Here is a 25,473-nt window from a genome sequence, read left to right as displayed (position 1 = left end):
GTGTCCTTGAGTATGCGAGATGCCGACCGCCAGGCCTCGGGACGTCCAGGGCCGTCATGCGGCCACTTGGCGACTTGAAGCGGGGATGCCGATTCTCAGGCTCCGCCGTCACACGCACCGGACATGCGCGGCTGATAGCTGCACGGAGGTGAGACTCGTCGTGGTGGCACGCCTGCGCAACCGCGGTCGGCCGGACGACACCGAGCCGCATGGCCGGAGGGTGAGCCACCGGGCCACGTGCCTGGTCCGGCGGCTCCTCCCGTCGTCCGCCCGATGCCGGCGTGGTGCGCGACGTCACCCGCCGAGGAGCCTGCGCAGCCATGCCAAACGGGCGGCCACGGTGGCCTGGGAGAGCGCGGCCTGCGGGGCGAAGCCCTCGTAGCCGTGGAAGCCCCCGGGCCACACGTGCAGTTCGGCCACCCCGCCGGCCTGCCAGATCCGCGAGGCATAGGCGACGGTCTCGTCCCGGAACGTCTCCGCGGAGCCGACATCGAGGAAGGCCGGGGGCAGCCCGGACAGGTCCTCGGCGCGGGCCGGAGCCGCGTACGGGGGCACGTCCGGGCCGCCGCGTCGGTCGCCCAGCAGCGCGGTCCACCCCGTCTCGTTGGACGTGCGGTCCCAGATGCCGAGGCCCGCCATCTGGTGCGCGGACGGGGTGTCGTTGCGGTCGTCCAGCATCGGGCACAGCAGCATCTGCCCGATCGGCTGCGGACCCTCGCGGTCGCGGGTCAGCAGGGCCAGCGCGGCCGTCAGACCACCGCCCGAGCTGACTCCCTCGATGACGATCCGCTCGGGATCCCCGCCGATCTCCTTGGCGTGTTCTGCCGTCCACAGCAGACCGGCGTAGACGTCCTCCACCGGCGCAGGGTGCGGGTGCTCCGGCGCCAGCCGGTACTCCACGGACACGACGACGGCGTCCAGCTCCCGCGCCCAGTCCAGGGCCATGGCCACGGCGAACCGGTTGTTGCCGAGGATCATCCCGCCGCCGTGGGTGTGGTAGATGACGGGTCGTCCACCGGTGGACGCACGCGGACGGCAGATCAGCAGCGAGATGTCGGGGGCGCCCTGCGGACCCGGCACCGCCCGCTCCTGGATCTCGAAGGCCCCGCCCTGGCTCAGCTCTTCGTCGCTGAGGTCCAGGACGTCCAGGGCCCGGCGCATCTCGGGGATGTCGGCGATGGTGAAGGACGAGGGCAGTGCCTCGCCGACCGCCGCGAGGACGGTGGCGAGCTCGGGGTCGAACGGGGGTGGGACCAGAGTCATGGCGTCTCCCATCGTGCGTTGGGGGTGGATGTCCTCGTAGCGGTGACGGGTCCGCTCGATGATCTGGGTGATGGGCAGCTCCGGTACCCGCAACCCCGGCAACGGGGTTGGAGAGGGAACCAGCGGTTCCGGCGAGATTGATGCGTGCCGCGCAAGGAGTGGCGGTCGGTCCGTCGGGCCGACCGCCGACGCCGGCACAAGGGTCAGCCGCGGAGGGACTTCAGATACTCTTCGCGCTCCCGGGCGAACTCGCGGAGCGACTTCGGCCGCTTCCCGGTGAGCTTCTCCACGTCCTGCGATTCGACCTTCATGAAGCCCAGGCGGATCGCTCGTTCCACCGTGACCATGTCCTCGCTCGACCACGGCACGGCGTCGACCGACTGATCGGCGACGGCGACCCGCGGAATTCCCATGCTGTCGAAGTGGGCGTACATCGCTTCCTCGTCCACGTCGAGGTATTCGATCGGCCGCTCGGCGACTTCGGCAATGGTCTCGGCGACCTCGCGGTAAGTGAGGAGTTCCGGCCCGGTGATCTCGTAGACGACGTCTTCGTGGCCGGGGGTGCTCAGGACCTCGACCGCCGAGTCGACACAGTCGTCGCGGGTGACCAGCGGCATACGGCCCGAGCCCGTGCTGGAGAGCCAGCGTCCGGTGCGCAGCGGCATGCGTGCGCCGGCTTCGACGAGCGCGTCCGTGTACTGGGCGTTGCGCAACACGGTCCAGGTCATACCCGATTCGCGCAGTTGGTCCTCGGTGGCTCGGTGATCTCCGACGGCGAGCGAGGGGTTGTCCGGCCCCTTGCCGATGTAGGACGTGTAGACGACGTGCCTGACATCTGCGGCGCGTGCCGCGTTGATGGCATTGGTGTGCTGCGGGATGCGGCTGCCCACTTTGCTGGCGCTGATCAGCAGTACCTTGTCCGCGCCGGCGAAGGCGCTTTTCAGCGACTCGTAGTCGTCGAAGTCGCCGTAGCGGATTTCGGCTCCGCGTGCCGCGTAGTCGGCGAGCTTCTCGGGTGTGCGTGTCATGAGGATGAGTTCGTTCGCCGGGAGGCGCTCGAGCAGCAGGTCGACGGCGCGGCGACCGAATCCGCCCGATGCGCCGGTGAGGAGGATGGCCATGTCTCGGCTCTTTTCGTCTGTGTCCCGTCGCGCCACGTCGGTTGGTCGACAAGTGGACTAACCCTGACCGGGCGGCGGCAAGAGGTCGGTGGCTGTACTCCGGGAGGACCGGACGGTTGCCGTCCGGTCCGCGTCGGACGGGGGGTGCTACGCCTCGTCGGTGTAGCCGGACGTACCGCCCCGGATGAGCTTCGGCAACGGGGTGCCCAGGGCGCGCAGCGCGGCGAAGTAGTCGCGCAGGTGCGTCGCGGCGTCACCGACCGCGGCGACACTGCCGTCCTCGGCGTAGTGGATCATCGCGCCGTGGACGGTGAACGTCGCGTCCATCACCTCGGGACAGGTGTCGCTCACCTTGAGGGTGTGGGTGGATCCGGCGGGCTCGTAGAGGTAGGAGCCGGCCCGGCTGTGCGGCGAGTCGGGGTATTCCAGGTAGCACCACTCGCCGGCGTGGGTGAAGGCGTGCACCGCACCGGTGTGCAGGTGGGGCGGAAGCTGGGTGCCCGGCCGCATCTGGATGCGGACGGTGAACACGGCGCCTTCGACATCGGCCATCAGCAGCTTCAGCCGCACGCCGGAGCCCTCCCCGCCCCAGTCCTCGGCCCAGGGCACTTCGGGCTCGGAGACGTGCAGGGCCTCGGGGGCCTCGGCAAGAGATACGGGAGCTGTGGAAGTCGGAACCGGGAGAGGTGCTTCGGAGATCGTCATTGATCTGCTCCAGTCATTGGTGACGGGGTTGACGGGGTTGGTGAGGGTCTTCAGGCGTCGGCCGCTGGCACCGGTGACTCGGCTCCGGTGACCGGGTGGGGGTAGTGGAAGGGCAGGAACTGGCGTCCCAGCCGTTTGTCGGCAGGGGCGGATGCCACATCCGGCGGGTTGAGTTCGCTCGGCGGGGCGCTCTCGAATACGGCCCGGTCGAAATCGCCGACGGTGGTGTAGAAGGTCGGCACCCAGTGCAGCCGCTCGATCCGCCACTGTTCGCCCTGCTTGACGTAGCGGTTCTCGTAGACGCCTTCGGCGAGCAGGAGGCGGCCGGTGCCGGGCGGGGAGTTGCCGAGGATCAGCGCCCGGGACCGGCAACGCGCGGTCCGGCCGTCCTCCGACACGGTGATCAACGGTTGGAGCTGGATGTGGTCGATCACCTCATCGGTGACCAGTCCCCAGCGCCCCTCGCCGAGGATCTCGACCAGGAAGTCCCGGACCCGTTCGCGGCCCGTGTACGAGCCACGCCGTCCGATTTCGATCGATGGCGGACCGTGCGCGTCGTCGCAGAACAGCTCCGCCACCTCGTCCCACATCCGGTTGTCGAGGTAGAAGCCGTACTGGTACTGAAGGCGTTCGACCGCGTCACGGGCCTCGACAGCGGCGAGCCGACGCTCCAGTATGCGAACCGTACTGTCCAGTGAGCCCGGTTTCGTCATCGGCTCGTCCTTCCACGAGGCACTTCATGATCACGATCCGGCAGATGGAGATCTTCACGGAGGTCGTCCGGTACGGCAGTCTCCGCCGCACTGCCGAGGTGCTGGGCATCTCGCAGGTCGCGGTCAGCGAACACGTGCGGGCCCTGGAGAAGTCTCTGGGTACCGCGCTGTTCACACGTCGGGCCGGTGCCGCGGTGATGCTCACCGATGCGGGGGAGGAGGCAAACCGGCGGATCGCCGGGATCCTCGCCGGCGTTCGGGGCTTGGCCGACGGCCTCACCGGGCGGCAGTCGATGACGCTTGCCGTGCCGCCGTTCGTCCTGTTCCGGCTTGAAAAGCGGCTGGAGGGGTTCCAGGCGGCCCGACCCGAGGTCGAGGTGCACATAGACACGGCCGACCGGACCCTCGAAGAGGTCCGGGGCGCCGTGGACGCCGGCGACCTCGACGCCGGCTACGCGTTCTGTGCCTCGGGCGTGACGGGAGCGGTGGGCGAGCGGGTGGGCCGCGAGCCGCTGGCCATCGTTGTGGGACCGACGCATCCGCTGGCGGGACGCAGCCGGGTGACCGTGCGCGAGCTGCGGCAGTTCCCGGCGATCCACCTGACGCGCGGGCGGTCGCTGCGGACCCTGGTCGACGGGGCGCTGGCGTCGGTCGGGCTCGGCGACACGGATGTCGAGATCGAGTCCGACGAATTCGGGCTGCTGCTCGCCACCGTGCACCGCGGACGGGGGTTCATTTGCATGTTCGCCCCACAGCAGGACGTCAGTGGCACGGAAGGCATCAGGCATCCGGCCGATCCGATGACCTACGGTCTGGCCCGGCTGGCGCTGGAGGTGCCGCTGCCGTCGCTGGATGTCAGGCGCCTGTACGCGCCCGCCGGACGGCGCCATCCGTCGCTGCGCGGTCTGCTCGACGTGCTCGACGCCCCGGACCTGCCGGGTGCCGCCGGGCCTCCGGCGGTCAGTGCGTGAGAGCACCGGCTCCCCGGTCGGCGTGGTCACCTTGACCCGCCCGTCTCGCCCGCGGTGAGGAACGACTTGGCCTCGGTGTACGCCAGAAGGCCCTCCGGGCCGCCCTCCCGGCCCACGCCAGAGTGCTTGAACCCGCCGAACGGCACCGACGGATCGAAGCGGAAGCCGTTGTGCGCGATGGTTCCGGCTCGTACGCGCCGGGCGACACTGCGGGCGAGGGCCTCGTCGTGGGTGAACACCGCGCCGTAGAGTCCGTACGCCGAGTCGTTGGCGATCTCGACGGCCTCGTCCACGCTCGTGCAGGTCAGCATCGACAGCACCGGCCCGAAAATCTCCTCCTGGGCGATCCGCATCCCCGGCTCGACATCGGTGAACAGCGTCGGCTCGACGTAGAAGCCGCGCTCCAGGTCCGTCGGCCGCCCCCCGCCGTAGGCGAGCGTGGCGCCCTCGGCGCGGCCGGCCTCGATGTACGACTCGACGCGGTCGCGCTGACGGGCCATCGACAGCGGACCCATGTCGGTGGCCGGGTCGAAGGGGTCGCCGACCCGTAGCGCCGCGAACCGCTCCCTCACCGCGTCGGCCAGTGCGTCTCGCCGGTGCTTCGAGACCACGACCCGACTGAGCGTGGCGCAGACCTGCCCGGTCGACGCGATGATCGTCCGGACGAGGGTGTCGGCGGCGTCCTCGACGTCGTAGTCGTCCAGGACGATGGCTGCGGACTTACCGCCGAGCTCCAGGGTGTAGCGGGCCAGCCGGTCCCCGCACACCGAGGCGATGTGCTGCCCTGCCGCCACTGAGCCGGTGAAACTCACCTTGTCCACACCGGGGTTGCGCACCAGGTGGTCGGAGGCGTCGCGGTGCGCGGGGACGAGGTTGAGGACGCCGGGCGGCAGACCGATTTCGTCGGCGGCCTCGGCGATCAGGTGCGCCTCGATGGGGGTTTCGGGTGCGGGTTTCATCACCACGGTGCATCCGGCGAGCAGGGCCGGGGCGATCTTGCCGGTCATGATGCCGTACGGGTTGTTCCACGGTGCGATCGCGGCCACCACACCCACCGGCTCGCGGAAGACAGTAGCGCCCGGGTGGACAGGTTCCTCGGCGGGGAAGGTCGCGGCGAGATCCGCGTAGTAGTCGAACCACGCGGTGCCTCCGCCGATGACGAGCGGAGCTGCGACGGCCAGGGCGCCGGTCTGGTCGACCCATGCGCGGGCGAGCCGCGGCTCGCGCTCGCGCAGGGCGGCGGCGAGCCGCCGCAGGTACCCTGCGCGTTCCGGGTAGCTGAGCCTCGGCCACGGGCCATGGTCGAAAGCCGCGCGAGCAGCGGCGACGGCGGCGTCCATGTCGGGCTCGGTGGCCTCGGCAACGGTGATCAGCACGTCTTCGGTGCTCGGGGATACCACCTCGATCCGACTCGGACCGGTCGGGGTGACCCATTCACCGCCGAGATAGACCTCGTCGGGGTGGCCGAGCCGTACCGGGGCCACGGCCACGGTACGAGGAACGGTGCTGGTGCTCACTGGCGGACTCCTTCTGCTTCCTGGGAACGGGCGTTGCGCAGGCCGAGGGGTGCGCGCCCGAGGATGAGGTCGGCGGCCTTCTCGGCGATCATGCGGGTCGGGGCGTCGGTGTTTCCGCTGACCAGGCGGGGCATGACGGAGGCGTCGACCACGCGCAGGCCGCCGACGCCGTGCACCCGCAACGATCCGTCGACCACCGAGGTGGCCGGGTCCGAGCCCATCGCACAGGTGCCCGCCGGATGCATGCCGGTCATGACGTTGTCGCGGATGCAGGCGTCGAGGGCGGCATCGCTGTCGTCCACGTCCGGGCCGGGCAGGAGTTCGCCGGTGACCAGCCCGGACAGTGCCGGAGCCGCGAAGAACCGGCGCATGAACCGCAGGATCTCGCGGGCAGCCCGGCGGTCGTCCTCCTCGGTGAGCAGGTTCAGTTGGATCCGTGGCGGGGCTGAGGGGTCGGCCGAGCGCAGCGTCACCGTGCCGCGAGAGAGGGGCCTCAGCCGCATTCCGGCGGCCGTGAGGCGGTTGCCCGGGCGTCGCGAGGGGCGGATCCAGGGACGGTCGAAAACCGCCCGGTAGCTGATCTGGAACTGGGTGTCCGGCCAGTCGTCGTCGGAGTGGGTGTGTACGAAGCCCTGCACCGCGAGCGCCGCCTGTCCCAGCGGCCCGCCGCCGTTCCTCAGCCAGCCCAGGTAGGACAGCGCCACCCGGTCGGCGCGCAGCGGCCCGTCCAACGCGAGCTCGTCGGCGACCCGGACGGCGGCCGGCAGCAGCGGATGGTCCTGGAGGTTCGCCCCGACCGCCGGGGCCTCGTACCGGACGGGAATCCCGACGGCGCGCAGGGCGGCAGCAGGCCCGATCCCGGACAGCTGAAGCAACTGTGGCGAGTTGTACGCACCGCCGCAGAGAACCACCTCGCCTGCTGAGACGCGTTCGGTGCGCCCGGCGTGCTGGTACTCCACGCCGGCCGCGGCGCCGTCGCGCAGCAGAACCCGCAGTGCCAGTGCTCCGGTTCGTACGTGCAGGTTGGGACGGCGCCGGGCGGCGGTGAGGTGGGAGGTCGCCGAGCTCTCCCGGCGGCCGTCGCGCACGGTGAAGTCAGGCATGCCGAAGCCCGGCCAGCCCTCCCCGTTGAAGTCCGGTACCTCTTCGTACCCGAGTTCGCGGGCGGCCTCGATCATCCGGGGGTAGAGCACCGGGTGCTTAGGGTTGGCAACGACCGCGACCGGACCGTCCGCACCGTGGTAGGGGCCCTCGCCGCGCCAGTTCGACTCCAGCGCCCGGAAGTACGGAAGGACGTCGTCGTATCCCCAGCCCGGCAGACCGAGGGCCGCCCACCCGTCGTAGTCGCCGCGGTTTCCCCGGGCGTACATCAGTCCGTTGACGGAGGAACTGCCGCCGAGCAGCCGCCCGCGGGCCTGGTGCAGGATCCGGCCGCCGGTGGCCTCCTCGGGTTCGGCACGGTAGCCCCAGTCGTAGCGGGCGGTCTCGGACACCTTGTGCCAGGCCAGGGGGATACGGACGAGTGGGCGGTTGGCCTCGCCGCCGGCTTCCAGCAGTAGCACCCGGTGCGCCGGGTCCTCGGACAGCCGGGCGGCGACTATGCAGCCGGCTGCGCCGCCGCCGACGACAACGAAATCGAACATCTCCATCGAGGTTCTCCTGAATTACGTGTGCTGATGGTCGGCGGGCGGGAATTCTGCGGAGCACGGAATTCCCGAACACGCCGTGGCACGGAGAGAGGAAAGTGGTAGAGCTGGACGGCGATTCCGGCATCCGGTCGCCGTCGCCGGGAACTGTTACGCGGGGACCGGTTCCGGGCGAGCCGTAGAGCGGCGACCGAAGGAGCGCAGGTAGGTGAGACCGACGGCGGAGCCCGCAATGCCCACGCCGACGGCAACCCACCAGAACACCTCGAATGCCTCGGCCGACGGCAGACCTGTCTTCGGCATCGCGAAAGACGTCACGATCGCCCCGAAGATGGCGCCCGAGATACTGCCACCCACGCCCTGGGAAAGGATCGGGGCGATCGCCGACACCCGGCCGACATGCTCGGGTGCGATGTCGTCGACGTACACCAGCACCCAGGCGGAGCAGCTGATGCCGGTACCGGCACCGATGACCACGATGCCGAGGAACAACGCGCCGACACCGCTGTGGTCGACGAGCAGCAGCAGATATCCGGCGGCTTGCACGAGCGGGCCCACGGTGAGGAATATCCCCTTGCCGTAGCGGCGGGTGAGGATCGCCACGACCGGCGCCATCCACACGATCATCAGCTCGGCGGGCAGCACCAGCATGGTGGCCTTCACCGCGCTCGTGCCCAGGCCGCCCACGCCCGGCAGCGGCGGGAGTTGCATGATCGTGCTGGTGGACGCGATGGAAGCGAAGATGAGGAATCCACCGAGGACGGATGCCGAGTTCGCGATCAGCACGGGCCGGGAGAAGAACACCGAGATGTCCACGAGTGGGTCACGGGTGCGCCGCTCGACTCGCGTCCACACCATGAATACCACCAGGCCGCCGACGACCAGCGTGAAGAAGGGCAGTGAGGTCCAGCCCCACCTGGCCGAGAAGCTGAACGCGACCACCAGGGCGGCGACCGGAACGATGAACCCGATGGCTCCCGGCAGATCGAGTGCCCGGGGCCGTCGGCCCCCGCCCGTCTCGGCCGATGCGGGCGGGTCCTTGGGGACGACCAGCAGCGCGGCGATCATGGCGGCGAACGGGACTGCCGCCGTGAGCCAGAACAGGATCCGGAAGCCGTCCGGCCGGGTGATCAGCAGACTCGCGAGCGTCCCGCCGAAGCCCGCGCCCAGGAAGACCCCGGACGAGATCAGCGCGACCGACGCCTTACGACGTGTCTCGGTGAAGTACTGGGCAGAGATGCCGGTCATCATCGGTGTGGACGCCGCGCCCACTCCCGTGATCACCCGGGCGACGATCAGCAGTTCCAGGCTGTCGCTGACCGCCGCGAGCGCGCCGCCGATCGTCAGGCATCCCAGTGCGACCACGATGATCTGCTTGCGCCAGCCCATCAGGTCGCCGAGTCGGCACAGGGAGGGAACGAAGAGGGCACCGCCGAGCAGTGTGCTCAGAGTCAGCCAGAGCGCGGCAACCGGCCCGATCCCGTACTGCTGCTGGAGACTCGGCAGCAGAGGGGTGAGCATGTTCGTTGCGATCGCGTAGGCCAGTGCCGTGCACACGAACAGAGCGGCGGCCGCGTTCATTCGGCCGTGTGTCCATACGCTGGGTTTCTGTGCGATGGCAGGCCGAATTGTCGTATCCATGAGTCAGACTCCCTTGTCTGGTGGGATAGAGACCGGTTTTTGGCGCACGAGAAGCGATGAGGGAAAGCAACTGGCGAATGAATTCGCGCGGTGAGGGGGTTGCTTTCGATCGATGGGGAAGTGGCGCCAGGGAAAGCCGGGGAATTCCCGCCCCGCTCTGTCAGAGACGTAAGCCGGATTTGCCTGGGGTGCGCACCCCGCGGAGGTCCATCGCGTCCTCGGGGATCTCAGTGAAGCGACGCGGAGATGGACGCGTCATCACAACGAAGGGGCGGTGTGCTACAGGAGCTCAGCGGGACAGCCGGCGTCGAGACGCTGAGCCGCCGCCCAATCCCGGCGCGGCGCGATGTCGCAGGCTGCTGGTCCGGGGCAGGGTTGCCTGTTCGTTGAAGTGCCTCATGGTCGTATCCATGAATCAGACTCCTTCGTCTGCGGGAGCGGGCCCGGCACCGAGGCTCAGGTGGCTGGGAGGAAGCAGCCGACCAGTCGGCCTTCGACAACACCGAGGCGCCTTTCGGTAACAGGCAGGGAAACTGCCTGCGACCGGTCCGTCGGAAACGTACGGCCGGTGACCTGGGGCACGGAAGCAAGCGCTGGGTTTATGGGTGTTAGGGCCTTGCCTTACACCCGGCTTCCTCGGCACCCGCCCCGCTCCGCCTGGTAGGCGCTCCGACGTGGGAAGGCCCTTCGACGTCCGCGTCTACAGTGGCCGGACCGATGCCACCACCTGCGGGGAGCACATGGACGAACCACTGGACGGGCCGCCCAGACTTCCCGGTTACTCGCTGCGGCAACTGCTGTACTTCGTCACCGCTGCCGAGAGCGGCACGCTGAGCGAGGCTGCCGCCCGGCTGCACATCTCTCAATCGGCGGTGTCGTTGGCGATCAGCGAGCTGGAACGGGCGCTGAAAGTGCAGCTCTGCGTACGGCGCAAGGCGCACGGCATCACGCTGACCCCGGCCGGCAAGCAAGCGCTGCGCGAGATGAGGGCGCTGCTACGGCAGGCCGAGGATCTGGCGGCGGACGTGTCCGGGACGCAAGAGGGTCTGTCCGGCCGGTTGTCGGTCGGCTGCTACGTCACGCTCGCGCCGACCGTGCTGCCACCGCTACTCCAAGGGTTCTCCGCGCTGCACCCTGCCCTGACCATCGACTTCGAGGAGGGCACCGGGGACCACCTCCAGCGCAGGCTGCTCGACGGCGACCTCGACGTGGCCGTGCTGTACGACACGGACGTGCTGCCGGAGATGGACCGCGCGCTGCTCTCCACCATGCGGCCGCACATCCTGCTGCCGGCCGGGCACCCGCTGGCGGACGAGCCCGTCGTCGCCCTGCACGATCTGGCCGCCGAGCCGATGGTGCTGCTCGACGCCCCGCCCAGCTCGCACCACACCCTGCTGCTCTGCCAGAGCGCCGGCGTCACCCCGGTCGTGCGGCACCGCACCAGGAACTTCGAGATGGCGCGTGCCCTGGTGGGGCGAGGTCTCGGCTACGCGATCCTGGTCCAGCGGCCGGCCAACGACCGTACGTACGAGGGCTTGCCCGTCGTGCACAAGGAGATCGCCGAGCTTCCCGAGGCCACCGTGTCGGTCCTGCTGTGCTGGCCACGCCAGGTGGCCCGGACCCGGCGGGCGTCGGAGTTCGTACGGTTCTGCCTGCAAAGCCCGACCACCAGCGAGCCTCCCGCCCTCTGAAAGTGCCCTCCGGCTGGGATTATGAGTTTCCCTGCGGTAATACAGCGGCAACCTGTGCTTTTCACGGGATGCGCCGCGCGTCACAGTCATTGCCAACCGTGCACCACCCCACGGAAGGCAGATCACCGCCATGACCCGGACCGCCGAGACCGCGGACACAGCCGAGGCCGCCGAGGACTACGCGAGCGGCATCCAGCTGCGGGACCTCTGGGAGGACCCGTACCCGATCTACCGACGGCTGCGCCGTCACCAGCCGGTCGCCTGGGTGCCCGCCGCGAACCGGTACCTGGTCACCAGGCACAGGGACGTCGTCCACCTGGAGCAGCACCCGGAGATCTTCAGCGCCGCCGAAGAGGAGTCGTTGATGATCCGGGTGATGGGCCTGACCATGCTTCGCAAGGACGGCCCCGCCCACCAGCGGGAACGCAAGGCGGCCGAGCCCGCGCTGCGCCCCAGGATCGTCAAGCAGCACTGGATGCCGGCCTTTCAGAGGATCGCCGACGAACTCATCGACGGTTTCCACGAGCGCGGTGAAGCGGATCTGTTCAGCGAGTTCGCCGGCCCGATGGCCGCCCGCTGTCTGGCCCTGGTGCTCGGCCTGCCGGACGTGGACCCGGCGGACCTTCAGACCTGGTCCCAGGCGCTGATGGACGGCACTGGCAACTACGCCGACGACCCCGTCGTCTGGCAGCGCTCCGAGGCCGCCGCCCGCGCCATCGACGAGGCCGTGGACACGGCGATCGGCCGTCTGCAGGCCCACCCCGACGCCTCCGTGATCTCCGCGATGCTGCACGCGGCCGACCCGCTGACCCCGGAGGAGATCCGGAGCAACCTCAAGATGTTCATCGGCGGCGGTCTCAACGAACCGCGAGACGTCACCGGCGTCGCGACGTACGCCCTCCTGTCCCATCCCGGGCAGCGCGCGCTCGCGGAGGCGGACCCGGCGCGGTTCAGGGACGTCTTCGAGGAGGCGGCCCGGTGGGTGGCGCCCATCGGCATGTACCCACGGCAGACCACCACAGAGGTAGAACTGGGCGGCACCCTGCTGCCCGCCGGCGCCCGGCTGGGAGTGGTGCTCGGCTCGGCCAACCGCGACGAGGACGTCTTCGCCGACCCCGACGCCTTCGACATCGACCGCAGGGAACGCGGTCATGTCGCCTTCGGTGGCGGCCCGCACTTCTGCCTCGGCTCCTGGGCGGCCCGTGCCCAGGTCGGCCAGGTGTCCCTGCCCACGCTCTTCCGCCGTCTGAAGGGCCTCCGGCTTGCCGACGCCGAGCCCGTCCGCCTCGGCGGCTGGGTCTTCCGGGGGACCCTCAACCTTCCGGTCCGCTGGGAACCGTAGACCGTTCCCGTTCCCGTCCCCGCCCCCCTCACTCACCGGTTCACCGAACGGAGAACGGAGTCTCCCCATGCCGAAAGTCGCCTACGTCCACCCGGACGGATCCCGTGACCTCCTCTACGTGCCCGAGGGCACCAGCGTCATGCAGGCCGCCGTGGCCCGGGGCATCGACGGCATCACGGGCGAGTGCGGCGGCTCGGCGATGTGTGCCACCTGCCACGTGTACGTCGATGCGGAACCGTCGCACGCCCAGCACCTGCCGCCGGTCGGCGCGGACGAGGACGAGATGCTCGACTGCACCGCCTGCCCGCGCGAACCGGGCTCCCGGCTGAGCTGTCAGCTCGTGGTCACCGCCGCCCTGGACGGCCTCGTCGTCCGCCTGCCGGAGCACCAGCGATGAGCACCGTCGTCGTCGGGGCCGGCCAGGCGGGCGCACAGGTGGCGGCCACCCTGCGCAAGGACGGCTACGACAAGCCGATCACACTGATCGGCAACGAGCCCGAACCGCCCTATCATCGGCCCCCGTTGTCGAAGGCGTTCCTCCTTGGCTCGGCCGGCGAAACAGCGCTGCACCTGCGTGACGAGTCGTTCTACCGGGACAACGCGATCGAGCTGAGACTCGGCACGTGGGTCACCGGCATCGACCGCTCCGCGAAGGAGGTGCGGCTCGTCGGCGCAACCCTGGCCTACGAGCATCTCGTACTCGCCACGGGCGCCCGCCCCCGTCCTCTCGCGGTGCCGGGTGCCGACTTCGACGGTGTCCTGCCGCTGCGCAGCCTGGCCGACGCACGGGAACTGCGCGAACGCATGGCGTCCGCCCGGTCCGTCGTCATCGTCGGCGGCGGGTTCATCGGGCTGGAGTTCGCGGCCGTCGCCGCCGCCGAAGGCCGGGAGGTGACGCTGCTGGAAGTTGGTGAGCGGCTCATGGGCCGTTCGGTCACCGAGCAGGTGTCCAGGTACTTCGCCGACGCCCACGTGGACAGAGGTGTACGGGTACGGCTCGGCACCGGCGTGGTCGAATTCCTCGGACGCCGAGGCGATGTGACGGGAGTCCGAGCCACTGACGGGCAGACCCATGCCGCCGACCTGGTGGTGACCGGTGTCGGCGTCGTTCCGAACAGTGAACTCGCCGACCAGGCCGGACTGGCGGTGAACAATGGAATCCTGGTCGACACGAGCCTGCGCACCGCCGATCCGCGCATACACGCCATCGGGGACTGCGCACGATTCCTCAGCGCCCATCTGACCGTGCCCGTGCGCCTCGAGTCCGTGCAGAACGCCGTGGACCAGGCGGGCCACGCCGGCCGCCGGATCGCCACCGGTGAGGCCCGCCCCTACCGCGAACTGCCCTGTTTCTGGAGCGACCAGAAAGGCATCAAGCTCCAGATCGCCGGACTGTCGACCGGCTACGACCATGTGCAACTGCTCGGCGATCCCGCCGGCGGCCGGTTCTCCACCCTCGCGTTCCGGTCCGGACGGCTGGTGGCGGTGGAGTCCGTGGGGCGCCCCGCCGAACACATGGCTGCCCGGCGCCTGCTGTCCTCCGGCCGCGAGCTGACCCCCGTCCGGGCCGCCGCGCCGGACTTCGACCTCAAGACCTTCACCGCCGACACGGCCGGTCTGACCGCCTGAGCCAAGGAGCGATCACACCATGTCACACCCACTCGGCAGGACGCCCGGCAAGGTGATCGCGGTCCACCTCAACTACCGCAGCCGGGCTCGCGAGCGGGGCCGTACGCCGTCCGAGCCGTCGTACTTCCTCAAGCCGCCGTCGTCGCTTGCAGGGACGGACGAGGCCATCGTCCGACCCGAGGGCTGTGAACTCCTCGGCTACGAGGGCGAAATCGCGCTCGTCATCGGCTCGCGCGCGCAGCGCGTGGCGCCCGAGGACGGCTGGTCGTACGTCCGCTGGGTGACGGCTGCCAACGACGCGGGCGTGTACGACCTGCGGTACGCCGACCGCGGTTCCAACCTCCGTTCCAAGGGCGCGGACGGCTTCACCCCGGTCGGCCCGCGGCTGTTGGACGCGCGCCGACTCGACCCGACGGCACTGCGGCTCCGCACCTGGGTGAACGGCGAGCCGGCGCAGGACGACACCACCGACACCCTGCTGTTCCCCTTCGGGCAGTTGGTCGCCGACCTGTCGCGTCTGGTCACGCTGGAGCCTGGGGACGTGATCCTCACCGGCACCCCGGCGGGCGCCTCGGTGGCGCGCCCCGGTGACCTCGTCGAGGTCGAGGTCACCGCCGGTGAGCTGTCCACCGGGCGGCTGCGCAATCCGATCGCAGAAGGTGATCCCCTCGCGCCGTACGGGGCGATGCCCAGGACGGATTCGGCTGAACGTGAGGCCGCGTACGGGGTGGCGTACGAACCCGAGCCGGTGCTCGATGCGCTGTTGGCGGACGGGCTGCGCTCGGTCGCCGTGGCGACGCTGAGCTCCCAGTTGCGCTCACGCGGTCTGCCGCACATGTCGATCGACGGCGTACGGCCGGTGAGCGGCGGAGCGCTGGTGGGCGTCGCGCACACGCTGCGCTATCTGCCGCTGCGCGAGGACTTGTTCAAGCGGTACGGCACCGGCATGAACGCCCAGAAGCGGGCCATCGAGGAACTGCGCCCCGGCCACGTCCTGGTGATGGACGCCCGGCGGGACCCCACTGCCGGCACGCTCGGCGACATTCTCGCGCTGCGGGCCCAGCGGCGGGGCGCGGCCGGGGTGGTCACCGACGGCGCGGTCCGTGACAGCGCCGCCATCGCGGATCTGGGACTGCCGGTGTACGCGGCGGGCAGCCACCCCTCCGTCCTCGGCCGGCGCCACGTGCCCTGGGACACCGGGGTGCCGATCGCCTGCGGCGGGGCCACGGTGCAGCCCGGGGACCTGATCGTCGGAGACGGCGACGGCGTGCTGGTCGTCCCGCCGGACCTCGCCGAAGAGCTGGTCGCCGACTGCCGCGAGCAGGAGCGGCAGGAGCGCTTCATCACCGAGAGGGTCGCGGCGGGGGAGAGCGTCGACGGTCTGTATCCGCTGGGTCCGGCCTGGCGGGACGCGTACGAGAACTGGTGCAAGGGAGAGACACAGTGAAGTTCCGCAGCGACCCGTCGGCGATCCGCGGGTCCATCGCCCCGGTCGTCACACCGTTCACCGCGGACGGCGCCGTCGACCACGACAGCCTGCGCGGCCTGGTCCGCTTCCAGATCGAGTCCGGATCGCACGGCATCTCGCTGGGCGGCTCGACCGGCGAGCCCAGCGCGCAGAGCGTCGCCGAGCGGATCGTGGCCATGCGCACGGCGGTTGAGGAGATCGGCGACCGGGTGCCGTTCCTGCCCGGTACCGGCTCCCACAAGCTGGACGAGACCCTTGAAATCACAGCTGCCGCCCAGGAGCTGGGCGCGGACGCGGCGCTGGTCATCACCCCGTACTACGCGCGGCCCACCCAGGAGGCGCTGTATCAGTGGTACGCGACGGTGGCCCGGGAGTTCCCGGACCTGCCGATCGTCGCCTACAACGTGCCCTCGCGCACGGCGGTCGACATCGCTCCGGAGACGGTGAAGCGGCTGTTCTCCGACTTCGACAACTTCGTCGGGGTGAAGGAGACGACGAAGGACTTCGAGCACTTCTCGCGCGTGCTGCACGCGTGCGGGCGTTCGCTGCTGGTGTGGTCGGGCATCGAGCTGCTGTGTCTGCCGCTGCTGGCGCTGGGAGGAGCCGGGTTCGTCAGCGCGGTGGCGAATCTGGCGCCGGGCGCTGTGGCCCGGATGTACGAGCTGTGGGAGGCGGGCGACTTCGACGCGGCCCGCGATCTGCACTACCGCCTGCACCCGCTGGTCGACCTGTTGTTCGTCGAGACCAACCCCGCCCCCGCCAAGTGGGTTCTCGCCCAACAGGGCCGCATCGCCTCGGACTTCGTACGCCCGCCGCTGGTGTCCCCCACCGACCAGGGCCTGACGAAGATCCGAGCGCTGCTGGCCGAGGGCGGCGACCTCACCGCACAAATCGGAGCCGACAAGTGACCCCTGAGAACCTGCCTTCGACCATCCGGCACTGGATCGGCGGTGAGCTCGTCGACGCCGCCGACGGGCGTACGTTCGATGTCTCCGACCCGGTCTCCAACACCACGTACGCGCAGGCCGCGCGCGGTGCGGCGGCCGACGTCGACCGGGCGGTGGCCGTGGCCAGCGCCGCCTTCCCGGAGTGGGCCGGCCTGTCCAACCGGGCACGCGCGAACGTCCTCTACCGCATCGCCGACGCCGTCGAGGCCCGCCACGACCGGCTCGCCGCCTTCGAGTCGTACGACTCCGGACTGCCGATCACCCAGGCACGCGGCCAGGCCCGGCGCGCGGCCGAGAACTTCCGCTACTTCGCGGACGTCGTCGTCGCACTCGGCGAGGAGGCGTTCCGGCAGGGCGAGGAGCAGTTCTCGTACGTCGTCCGGCAGCCGGTCGGGGTCGCCGGGCTGATCACCCCCTGGAACACGCCGTTCATGCTGGAGAGCTGGAAGCTCGGACCGGCCCTCGCTTCTGGCTGCACGCTCATATTGAAGCCCGCGGAGTGGACTCCGCTGTCCGCCTCGCTTTGGCCGGAGATCTTCGCGGAGGCCGGGGTTCCTGCCGGAGTCGTGAACATCGTCCACGGCATCGGCGAGGAAGCCGGACAGGCACTCGTCGACCACCCGGACGTACCGCTGATCTCCTTCACCGGCTCCACCGACACCGGCCGCCACATCATCCGTTCTTCGGCGCAGCACCTGAAGACCACCTCGATGGAGTTGGGTGGAAAGTCCCCGGTTGTCGTCTTCGCGGACGCCGACCTGGAAGCGGCCCTGGACTCGGTCGTGTTCGGCGTGTTCTCCCTCAACGGCGAGCGCTGCACGGCCGGTTCGCGGGTGCTGGTCGAGCGTCCGCTGTACGAGGAGTTCACGCGCCGCCTGGCTGAACGCGCCGCCAACGTCCGCGTCGGTCTCCCTTCCGACCCGGCCACGGAGGTCGGCGCTCTGGTCCACCCCGAGCACTACGAACGCGTCCTGAACTACGTCGAGATCGGCAAGAAGGAAGCCCGCCTCGTCGCCGGCGGCGAACGGCCCGCGCACCTGACCGAGGGCAACTACCTCCAGCCGACCGTCTTCGCCGACGTCGAACGCGACGCCCGCATCTTCCAGGAGGAGATCTTCGGCCCGGTCGTCGCCGTCGCCCCCTTCGACAACGAGGAAGAGGCGATCGAGCTGGCCAACGCCACCCAGTTCGGCCTGGCCGCCTACATCTGGACCTCGAACCTCAAGCGCGGCCACCGCATCGCGCACGCCGTCGAGTCCGGGATGATCTGGATCAACTCCCACAACGTCCGTGACCTGCGAACCCCCTTCGGCGGGGTGAAGGCCTCCGGCGTCGGCCGCGAGGGCGGCGCCCACTCCATCGACTTCTACACCGAAGCGAAGATCGTCCACGTCGCCCTCGGCGACGTCCACACCCCCCGCTTCGGAGCCACCTCATGAATACCCCGGCACCCGACGTCATCCGGTCCGCCTACGCCCAGCTAGCCGTCACCGACCTCGGCGCGGCCCGCTGGTTCTGGGTCGACATGCTCGGCTTCTACGTGCAGCACGAGGACGCCGACTCCCTCTACCTGCGCGGCACCGACGAGCTCACCCACCACTCCCTGGTACTGCGCAAGGGCGAGATCGCGGCCCTCGACCACATCTCCTACCGCGTCCGCACCCCCGGGGACGTCGACAAGGCGGAGAAGTTCTTCACCGACCTCGGCCGCCCCGTCAAGCGGTTGAAGAAGGGCGAGGGCACGCACGGCGTCGGCGACGCCGTGCGCGTCATCGACCCGCTCGGCTTCCCCGTCGAGTTCTTCCACGAGATCGAGCGCGCGGAGCGCCTCATCCAGCGCTACGACATCCGCCACGGCGCCGAGATCGCCCGCCTGGACCACTTCAACATCTGCACCCCGGACATCCCGGCTGCCTACGCCCACTACAAGTCCCTCGGCTTCGGCTGCTCGGAGACCATCGAGGGCGATGAGCACGAGCTGTACGCGGCCTGGATGTACCGCAAGCAGACCGTCCACGACGTCGCCTTCACCGGCGGCGCAGGGCCGCGCCTGCACCACCTCGGGGTTGCCACCCACGAATCCCACCAGGTCCTGCGCTGCGCCGACATCTTCGGCTCCCTGCGCAAGGAACACCACATCGAACGTGGCCCCGGCCGTCACGGCGTCTCCAACGCCTTCTACCTGTACCTGCGCGATCCCGACGGCCACCGGGTGGAGATCTACACCAGCGACTACTACACCGGGGACCCCGACCACGAGACGTACCGCTGGAACGTCCACGACGACCGCCGCCGCGACTTCTGGGGCAACGCGGTCATCGAGTCCTGGTACAAGGAGGCCACCCCAGTCCTCGACCTCGACGGGCGTCCGCAGCCCGTCACCGACTCCCTGCTCGACGAGTCCGCCGTACAGGTCGGCGCCGACGGTCTGGGCTGAACCAGCGGGCGGCGGGGCGTACGGCCCGTACGGGCGGGGCCGACGCGTTGCGCTGCTTGACCGGCCTGTCCTCCATCCCGGCGAGCAGTCTCAGCCCCGCGGGGTCGGCCGCGAGCAGGTCGTTGGTGCGACTGATCACGCAGGCGGGAGGGGCGCACGGTGTCCAGCAGCAGTTTTACCCCGGGCCGCACGGCGCGGCTGGGCACCGTCGGAGGTTCGCGTGCGCTCCGGGCGGTGCGCGTGGCGAGACTGCGCACGCACCGATCTGGACGTCCCCGACCTGACCCAGCTCGTCGGCGGACTCCTGCTCGGGATCCCAGAGTTCGCGCGGACGTGGGGGCGTTCGACATCAAGGGGCGCTGCCCACACCGTCCGCGTCGAGAAGGGCGACACCGTCGGGCCACTACCGGGTGAGGGGGTCAACTGCGATGCCGTCGCAGCGCGTTGCGCCTCCTCCTGCTTCGGGTCATTCCAGGTTGGCCAGGAGCTAAAGGGTGGATTCGATCGCACCCATCTGCGCCATAACGGTGCGGATGTAGGGGTCGCCTAGGGTCTTGTTCTGGTGCGGGAGGAGTATCCCGGCGATGAAGTTCCCGATGCGGTGGTGCTCGGCCAAGGACGAGCTGCTGGGCGGCCGGGTCTCGGTGCCCTTCCTGGTGCTGGCCGAGGGCTTGATGGTGCAGGCAGCCGGGATCGGCGGCGCCGCCACGGTGGTCGAGCGCCTGGGTGGCTTCGACGCCCAGTACCAGCGGTTCGAGGAGGTCCTGGCGGTGTGGCCGGTGGCTCGCTGGCAGGCGCCGTCAAGCATGCCGGGTGGGGTGCAGGCCCAGCCAGCCGGGCGTCGGCTCGCCTCGGACCTCGCCGAACAGCAGGACCATGGTCTGGCGCCACCATTCGACGGAGGCGCGGTCCTCCATGAACGTGTAGAACTCAGCCACGTGCGCGTTTGCGTGGGCCCAGACCGGTCCGCCGTCGGGGATGACGTCGGTGCGCACTCCCCAACCGAGGAAGCCCGTGCGCTGCACGTCGGTGGAGAGCATCCAGTTCAGGTAAAGCCTGGCGGCCGCGGGGTGGGGAGCGTCGCGCAGGATGGCCGCGCGCTGGCCCCAGGCCAGGAAGGGGTGGTGTCCTGTGGGCAGGTGCCAGGTGACCCCTGGGAGGCCGGCGTCCGCGCCGGCCAGGCCGATCGGCCTGGCCTTGGCGGCGACAGCCTCGCCCGGGGAGTTCGTGCCCCGGTGGAAGTCGAGGCCCTGGCCTGCGAGAGCCGTGAGCCAGTCCCAGCCGTAGACGTCGACGTACTTCTTGAACAGAAACAGCGTCGCGTCGTCGTCCCCCGGATGCGAGGAGGCGATCTTCCCCTGCCATTGCGGGTCCACCAGCTCCTCGGGAGTGCCCGGACCGCCCTCGGACCCGGTCATGTAGCTGAACGCGTACACCGCCACCGCCACCCACGAGCCGTCCGGGTCCTTGAACCCGTCATGGACCTGGGCGAAGCCGGCGGGCTTGTAGTCCGTGAGAACGCCTCGTTCTTTCCAGCGGGTGAAGTCGAAGCTGGTCTGCAGCTGGGTGACGTCGGGGACGAGAGTGCCGGTGGCGATCTGCCGGTCGATGCGCACGTCGTGGTACTTGCTGTAGTCAACGATCATGTCGAGCCGGACATCGGGGAACGCGGCGCTGAACGCCTCCACCACGCCGTCCTGCTGGGTGGGTGTGTCCCCGCCGGCATACACGGTCAGCCTGCCGCCCTCGGTACGAGCCTCCTCGTACAGCTCGGACAGGGTCCTGGCTTCTTCGTCCACCATGCGTGCGGTTCCTCTCGGAGGCTGGCAGTGCAGCTGCGTTGCCGTGTCGAAAACGAGGCGCGGCCGGTCTCTCACGGCGCGGCCGGAAAGGACGCGACCACCCCTCCCTGTCGAAACCGATTGTTCGCACGACACCGCCGTTCCCGCCAGCGCAGCCACCGCGTGCTGTTCACCGTCTGGCCAGGCCCGCAAACGAGCTCTCATCAGCGCACCGCCCGTGGAGCGCGACGACCGGCGGTGTCCCTGCCCGTTCCTGGGGGACGGCGGGCCAGCGGACCACGGGCTGGAGGGATTGCGACATGGCGGGGGTTCCAATCCAAGGGGAGGTGTGGGGGCTGGGGGCCGGCGCTGCCGGTCACGGAGAGGGGGAGCTGGGGTTGGCGGGCAGCAGGTGGCGGACCTCTGGCTCACCGGTGGCGTGTGCCCGTATCGCGTCCAGGAGTTCCTGGTCGTAGCCGGTTGTCCGGCCGTGATGCTGTCTCAGATGCTCGTCCCAGCTGGGGAGTTCGAATACCTCCACGTAGTGTCCCGGGCTGGCCGCATCGCGGAACATCCCCCACCGGGTAGCTCCGGTGCGGAGGCGGGAGGTGCCCAGGCGGCGGGCCGCCGCCAGGAACGCGGGGGCGTCGGCCTTGCCGACGTGGTACTCGATCTCGACGAGGACCGGTCCGCCCTCGGGGTCGGGGGTGAAGGACAGCACGGGTTCCGGCCAGGCAGCGGCGAGAGTGCGGTCCAGGGTGCCGGACTGCGGCAGCAGCGGCAGCACGGGCATGGCGAGGGCGGTGAGCAGCAGCAGGGCGGCGGACAGGACCAGGGCGCCGGTGGTGGTGAGCGGGCGGGCGAGCAGTCCCCACAGCAGGGAACCGATTCCCTGGCCGCCCATGAAGACCATCAGGTAGACCGCGAGGCCGCGCGCGCGGACCCAGGCCGGCAGGCTCAGTTGCATCGTGGTGTTCAGCGCGGACAGCGCCAGGAGCCAGCCCAGGCCGGTGGGGACCATCAGCACGGTGACCGCGGCGAGGCTGTCCACGAGTCCTGCGGCCAGCGTGCCCAGCGCGAACAGCACGCTTGCCGTCGCCACCAGGTGACTTGGCGTCAGTATCTGCCGCACGGGCCCCATCAGGGCGGCGCCGAGCACCGCGCCGAGGCCGAGGGCGGCCAGTAGCAGGCCGTAGCCGCCGGAGCCCTGGTGCAGGCGGTCGGAGGCGACGACGGGCAGCAGGGCCCACAGGGCCGCCGCGGGGAGGACGAACAGGGCGGCCCGCAGCAAGATCCGCCGCACGCCGGGGGCGTTGCGCACGTAGCGCGCGCCGGCGTGCAGCGCGGGAGCGACGGCTTCGGCCTGCGCGTCGGCGGGCTCTTCGCGCCGCCATGCCAGCAGAGCCGCGACCACCGCGAGGTAGGAGACCGCGTTGAGGGTGAACAGCACCCAGGTGCTGGTCGCCGTCAGCAGCACTCCGGCCAGGGCTGGGCCGATCGCGCGGGCCACGTTGACGCCCATACTGCCGAGGGCGGCCGCCGCCGGGATCTGCTCGCGGGGCACCAGTTCCGGCTGGATCGCCTGCCAGGCGGGGTTGCCCACGGCCTGGCCACAGCCCAGCAGGAACGTCAGCGCGATCAGCAGCGCGGGCGTGGTCAGCCCGGCCGCGGTCAGCGCGGCGAGCACACCGGCCCCGAGGGCCATCGACGCGTGCACCGCGACCAGGAGCCGCCGCCGGTCCAGCACGTCCGCGAGCACGCCGGCGGGCAGCGACACGAACAGCACCGGCAGCAGACTCGCGGCCTGCACCAGGGACACCCAGGTGGCCGCACCGGGACGGCTGACCAGCATCCACTGCCCGCCGACGGTCTGCATCCACCCCCCGATCCCCGAGGCCAGCTGCGCCAGCCACAGCGAACGGAACAGCGGCAGCGCCAGCGGACTGCGCGGCGCTGCGGTTGCGGCGGTGGTCGTCATACGGGGGTCTCCGAGAGACGCGCTGGAGTAGGCGGATCGGTTGGGCCTGCCGACGGCAGCCTGCCATCCCGCCGTCGCCCCGGCATGGCGAGAGCGGTGGCACGGTGGCCCGTCGGAGGGGTTCCGCTCATCGCCGTCCTGGGGCCGGGGCTGTTCTGTGCGTGGGCCGGTAGAGCCAGCGGCGAAGCAGGCGGGTCCAGTACGGCATCACGACGAAGGTCAGCAGGGCCACGTTGGCCGCCACGACGAGCAGGCCCCGCAGGGACGGCCAGGCGGGGACGGAGAGCCAGCCGCAGAGGTGGGCCACCACATCGGGGACCACCAACGTCAGCGGGTACAGGGCGACGACGGTGGCCAGCCACTGCTTCCAGCGCGGGGCCGCCGGGGCGCCCGGGGCGGGGAACCAGAAGTCGAGGCCGCGGTGCACGTCCACGCTCTCGGCCTCGGCCAGCAGGTGCGAGACCGCCTCCATGAGGCGGCCGCGGGTGCCGGACTCCAACCAGGCAATAAGGTGGTCGGCGCTGTCGAAGCGCAGCGCGACGGTGTAGTGGTGACTGCCATGGGCCGGCCGCAGGACGTTGACACCCTGGTGGCCGTCGTAGGCGGCGGCAGCCGGGATCACCTGGCGCAGCCACGCCTCGTACGCGTCGTGACGCCCTGGCTTGACCACGTGCGTGATGACGGAGGTGACAGCCTCGGTCGTTGGAGCGGACATGGAGAACCTCGTCTCTGGATCGCCGACACCTGCTGGCTGAACGGGTCCGTAGGAGGGCGAATCTTGTGGCCTTCAGGGCCGGTAGGACGGTGTTCCTCCCGTTGATGGTCCGGGGGTGCGGCCGCGGGTCCTGGCGGCACCAGCTGATCGCTGATGAAGGCGTGTCCGCCGTGGGGCGGGCGCAGGCAACGGCACCGGGGGCGGCCGTGTTCCGGTTCGCTCGCCTGTGGCGGCTGTGGTCGGCTGGTGGCGGTGACGCGCGCAGTGCGCCCCGTCTCGAAGGAGCGACCGTATGAGCGACAGCCGCGGCCGGCGGTTCACGCGTTCGGACACCACACGTGCCGAGGCGTTCAGCGACGGCGTCTTCGCCATCGCGGTCACCATCCTCGTGCTGGAGCTGACCGATCCGCCGCACCGGCCCGGGGGCCTGGCACACGCCCTGCTCGAGCAGTGGCCCGCCTACCTCGGCTATCTCGCGTCCTTCAGCTATGTCGCGGTGATCTGGCTGAACCACCACCAGGCCTTCGCCCGCGTCCGGTCGATGGACCGCGGACTGCAGATCGCGAACCTGCTGGTGCTGTTCACGACGGCGGCGCTGCCCTTCCCCACGGGGGTGGTCTCCGACGCGCTGCGCGAGGACGCTGACGGGGCGGACGCGCGCACCGCGGCCGCGCTCTACGCATGTGTGGCCGCCGCGATGTGTCTGAGCTGGGTGGCTCTCTACCACCACCTGCGGCGCAGGACCGAACTCCTCGCGCAGGGGGTGGAGCCGAGCTACCTTCGTCACGGCACCCTGCGCTCCTGGATCGGTGTCGGCGCCTACGCCGTGGCCGGTGTCCTCGGGACGGTCCTCAGTCCGCTGGTCGCGCTCGGTATCTTCCTCGCACTGCCCGCCTTCTACCTGGTGACGAGCGAGGGCTTCGGCCCGTCCCACCCTGCTCAGCGCGGAGACGGGCGGCTGGGACAGGCGGGGCTGCCACCGGGTTCTACTTGACGTTTCCGAAAGGGTCGGGGACGACGTGCTGGTTCGCGTTGTTCCAGAAGTTCTGGATGACGAAGCCGTACTCGGGCAGTTGGTCGGTGAAAGGGCCGAACATGGCGTCCCCGATGGGGAGCTTCCAGTCAGCCTGGAGTTCGCATCCGAGGGCGAAGACGCTGACAGGTTCGGCCCCGGCGCGGACCATGCGCGCGATCGCGGCGTCGGCCTCGTAGGGGTTCCACGCGCCGCAGGCGTCGACCACCGGCAGGACCTGGTAGCCATCGTGGAGCATCGCCAGTGTCGGCATGGCGGTGCAGGTCCCGATGGTGACCCCGGCGATGATTACGTGGGTGCGGCCGGTGGAGGTCATCAGCTCCTCGAACGCGGTCCGGAAGGTCGGGTCCTCGTAGCAGTTGATGATGCCGGTGCGCCGGTGGATGGGCACGTCCGGGAAGAGCTCCTTGAGCTCGGGCAGGGTGTCGCCGTTCTGCCACTGGGCGTTGGAGGTGGAGAGCATCACCGGGATGCCTGCCGCCTTGGCGATCTGCCCCAGACCGAGGACGTTGGCCTTCAAAGTCGCCAGCGAGGCGAAGTCGCGAGTGCTGTCCATCAGGCCGATCTGGTGGTCGATCAGCAGGACGACGGAGTTCTCCGGGGTCGGCTTCACGTAGGGGACGCGCCCAGCAGCGCGAGCCTCTTCCGCCGTGCTGCGCAGCGGCAGGACGCTGTCGGTGATCGGGCTGACGATATCGTCGATGCGGTCGGGCATTGCGGTTCCTCCTGGGTAGTGCGGTCAAGGGCGGCCCTGGTGCCGCCCGGCACGGAGCGGGGCGGGGGCCACTGGTGTCGACCCTCACGCAGAAGTTAGGACAATCCGACACACTTGGCCCCTTCGCATTACTGCCATGTGCCGCCAACGGCTGACCCAC

The 25,473-nt window shown here is 70.2% G+C and carries 22 protein-coding genes; 10 read left to right on the top strand and 12 right to left on the bottom strand.

Going from position 1 to position 25,473, the window contains the following annotated elements:
• Positions 1–294 precede the first annotated feature (294 nt).
• The 4 genes from ABT009_RS22045 to ABT009_RS22030 all read right to left on the bottom strand — a co-directional run bounded on the left by ABT009_RS22045 (position 295) and on the right by ABT009_RS22030 (position 3,802).
• Entirely contained in the window at positions 295–1,263 is a 969-nt protein-coding gene (locus ABT009_RS22045) for an alpha/beta hydrolase (protein WP_351298018.1), read from the bottom strand.
• Positions 1,264–1,466: 203 nt separating this feature from the next.
• Complete coding sequence (locus ABT009_RS22040) at positions 1,467–2,384, bottom strand: SDR family oxidoreductase (protein WP_351297395.1); 918 nt, start codon at positions 2,382–2,384, stop codon at positions 1,467–1,469.
• A 147-nt stretch (positions 2,385–2,531) separates the two neighbouring features.
• Positions 2,532–3,089: a 2,4'-dihydroxyacetophenone dioxygenase family protein gene (locus tag ABT009_RS22035; protein WP_351297392.1), complete on the bottom strand. Its 558-nt coding sequence runs from the start codon at positions 3,087–3,089 to the stop codon at positions 2,532–2,534.
• A 50-nt stretch (positions 3,090–3,139) separates the two neighbouring features.
• Positions 3,140–3,802: a nuclear transport factor 2 family protein gene (locus ABT009_RS22030; protein WP_351297389.1), complete on the bottom strand. Its 663-nt coding sequence runs from the start codon at positions 3,800–3,802 to the stop codon at positions 3,140–3,142.
• 26 nt (positions 3,803–3,828) lie between these two features.
• On the opposite strand from ABT009_RS22030, the gene ABT009_RS22025 reads away from it, so the two are divergent.
• Positions 3,829–4,773: a LysR family transcriptional regulator gene (locus ABT009_RS22025; protein WP_351297387.1), complete on the top strand. Its 945-nt coding sequence runs from the start codon at positions 3,829–3,831 to the stop codon at positions 4,771–4,773.
• Between the two features lie 26 nt (positions 4,774–4,799).
• Here ABT009_RS22025 and ABT009_RS22020 read toward each other — a convergent pair whose 3' ends face one another.
• The 3 genes from ABT009_RS22020 to ABT009_RS22010 all read right to left on the bottom strand — a co-directional run bounded on the left by ABT009_RS22020 (position 4,800) and on the right by ABT009_RS22010 (position 9,517).
• A complete protein-coding gene (locus tag ABT009_RS22020; RefSeq protein WP_351297384.1) occupies positions 4,800–6,290 on the bottom strand; it encodes an aldehyde dehydrogenase in 1,491 nt (496 codons plus the stop codon).
• The gene (locus tag ABT009_RS22015; RefSeq protein WP_351297381.1) at positions 6,287–7,939 is read right to left on the bottom strand and encodes a GMC family oxidoreductase; all 1,653 of its coding nucleotides are present in this window, start codon (positions 7,937–7,939) and stop codon (positions 6,287–6,289) included. Before ABT009_RS22015 ends, ABT009_RS22020 begins: the two co-directional genes overlap by 4 nt.
• 147 nt (positions 7,940–8,086) lie before the next feature.
• The gene (locus ABT009_RS22010) at positions 8,087–9,517 is read right to left on the bottom strand and encodes an MFS transporter (protein WP_351297378.1); all 1,431 of its coding nucleotides are present in this window, start codon (positions 9,515–9,517) and stop codon (positions 8,087–8,089) included.
• Positions 9,518–10,317: 800 nt separating this feature from the next.
• Between ABT009_RS22010 and ABT009_RS22005 the strand changes: the two genes are divergently transcribed.
• From ABT009_RS22005 to hpaD, 8 genes are all read left to right on the top strand, one after another.
• A complete protein-coding gene (locus ABT009_RS22005; RefSeq protein ID WP_351297375.1) occupies positions 10,318–11,268 on the top strand; it encodes a LysR substrate-binding domain-containing protein in 951 nt (316 codons plus the stop codon).
• 130 nt (positions 11,269–11,398) lie between these two features.
• Entirely contained in the window at positions 11,399–12,610 is a 1,212-nt protein-coding gene (locus tag ABT009_RS22000; protein ID WP_351297372.1) for a cytochrome P450, read from the top strand.
• A gap of 67 nt (positions 12,611–12,677) precedes the next feature.
• Positions 12,678–13,007, top strand: coding sequence for a 2Fe-2S iron-sulfur cluster-binding protein (locus tag ABT009_RS21995; protein WP_351297369.1), 330 nt, complete (start codon positions 12,678–12,680; stop codon positions 13,005–13,007).
• On the top strand, positions 13,004–14,239 hold the full coding sequence (locus ABT009_RS21990) for an NAD(P)/FAD-dependent oxidoreductase (RefSeq protein WP_351297366.1): 1,236 nt from the start codon (positions 13,004–13,006) through the stop codon (positions 14,237–14,239). Before ABT009_RS21995 ends, ABT009_RS21990 begins: the two co-directional genes overlap by 4 nt.
• Before the next feature lie 19 nt (positions 14,240–14,258).
• Positions 14,259–15,686 carry a fumarylacetoacetate hydrolase family protein gene (locus ABT009_RS21985; RefSeq protein WP_351297363.1) on the top strand — a complete coding sequence of 476 codons (1,428 nt, stop codon included), beginning with the start codon at positions 14,259–14,261 and terminating at the stop codon, positions 15,684–15,686.
• On the top strand, positions 15,683–16,615 hold the full coding sequence (gene dapA, locus ABT009_RS21980) for a 4-hydroxy-tetrahydrodipicolinate synthase (RefSeq protein WP_351297360.1): 933 nt from the start codon (positions 15,683–15,685) through the stop codon (positions 16,613–16,615). The genes ABT009_RS21985 and dapA overlap by 4 nt, the downstream gene beginning before the upstream one ends.
• Complete coding sequence (hpaE, locus tag ABT009_RS21975; protein WP_351297357.1) at positions 16,612–18,093, top strand: 5-carboxymethyl-2-hydroxymuconate semialdehyde dehydrogenase; 1,482 nt, start codon at positions 16,612–16,614, stop codon at positions 18,091–18,093. The genes dapA and hpaE overlap by 4 nt, the downstream gene beginning before the upstream one ends.
• Positions 18,090–19,091: a 3,4-dihydroxyphenylacetate 2,3-dioxygenase gene (gene hpaD, locus ABT009_RS21970; protein ID WP_351297354.1), complete on the top strand. Its 1,002-nt coding sequence runs from the start codon at positions 18,090–18,092 to the stop codon at positions 19,089–19,091. The genes hpaE and hpaD overlap by 4 nt, the downstream gene beginning before the upstream one ends.
• 487 nt (positions 19,092–19,578) lie before the next feature.
• On the opposite strand, the gene ABT009_RS21965 is transcribed toward hpaD, so the two are convergent.
• The 4 genes from ABT009_RS21965 to ABT009_RS21950 form a co-directional block, all read right to left on the bottom strand.
• Complete coding sequence (locus ABT009_RS21965) at positions 19,579–19,899, bottom strand: hypothetical protein (RefSeq protein ID WP_351297351.1); 321 nt, start codon at positions 19,897–19,899, stop codon at positions 19,579–19,581.
• Positions 19,892–20,893, bottom strand: a complete 1,002-nt coding sequence (locus ABT009_RS21960) for an ABC transporter substrate-binding protein (protein WP_351297348.1) — start codon at positions 20,891–20,893, stop codon at positions 19,892–19,894. Before ABT009_RS21960 ends, ABT009_RS21965 begins: the two co-directional genes overlap by 8 nt.
• 355 nt (positions 20,894–21,248) lie before the next feature.
• Positions 21,249–22,850 (bottom strand): MFS transporter, encoded by a 1,602-nt coding sequence (locus ABT009_RS21955; protein WP_351297345.1) that lies wholly within the window; start codon positions 22,848–22,850, stop codon positions 21,249–21,251.
• Positions 22,851–22,977: 127 nt separating this feature from the next.
• Positions 22,978–23,565 carry an antibiotic biosynthesis monooxygenase gene (locus ABT009_RS21950; protein ID WP_351297342.1) on the bottom strand — a complete coding sequence of 196 codons (588 nt, stop codon included), beginning with the start codon at positions 23,563–23,565 and terminating at the stop codon, positions 22,978–22,980.
• Between the two features lie 292 nt (positions 23,566–23,857).
• Here ABT009_RS21950 and ABT009_RS21945 point away from each other — a divergent pair, with 292 nt between their 5' ends.
• Entirely contained in the window at positions 23,858–24,559 is a 702-nt protein-coding gene (locus ABT009_RS21945; protein WP_351297339.1) for a TMEM175 family protein, read from the top strand.
• On the opposite strand, the gene ABT009_RS21940 is transcribed toward ABT009_RS21945, so the two are convergent.
• Positions 24,552–25,313 carry an isochorismatase family protein gene (locus ABT009_RS21940; RefSeq protein WP_351297336.1) on the bottom strand — a complete coding sequence of 254 codons (762 nt, stop codon included), beginning with the start codon at positions 25,311–25,313 and terminating at the stop codon, positions 24,552–24,554. The genes ABT009_RS21945 and ABT009_RS21940 overlap by 8 nt on opposite strands.
• Positions 25,314–25,473: the final 160 nt, after the last annotated feature.

It is taken from the genome of Streptomyces sp. NPDC002896, from assembly GCF_040295225.1.
Taxonomy (GTDB): Bacteria; Actinomycetota; Actinomycetes; order Streptomycetales; family Streptomycetaceae; genus Streptomyces.
This window is presented reverse-complemented; position numbering and strand designations above follow the sequence as displayed.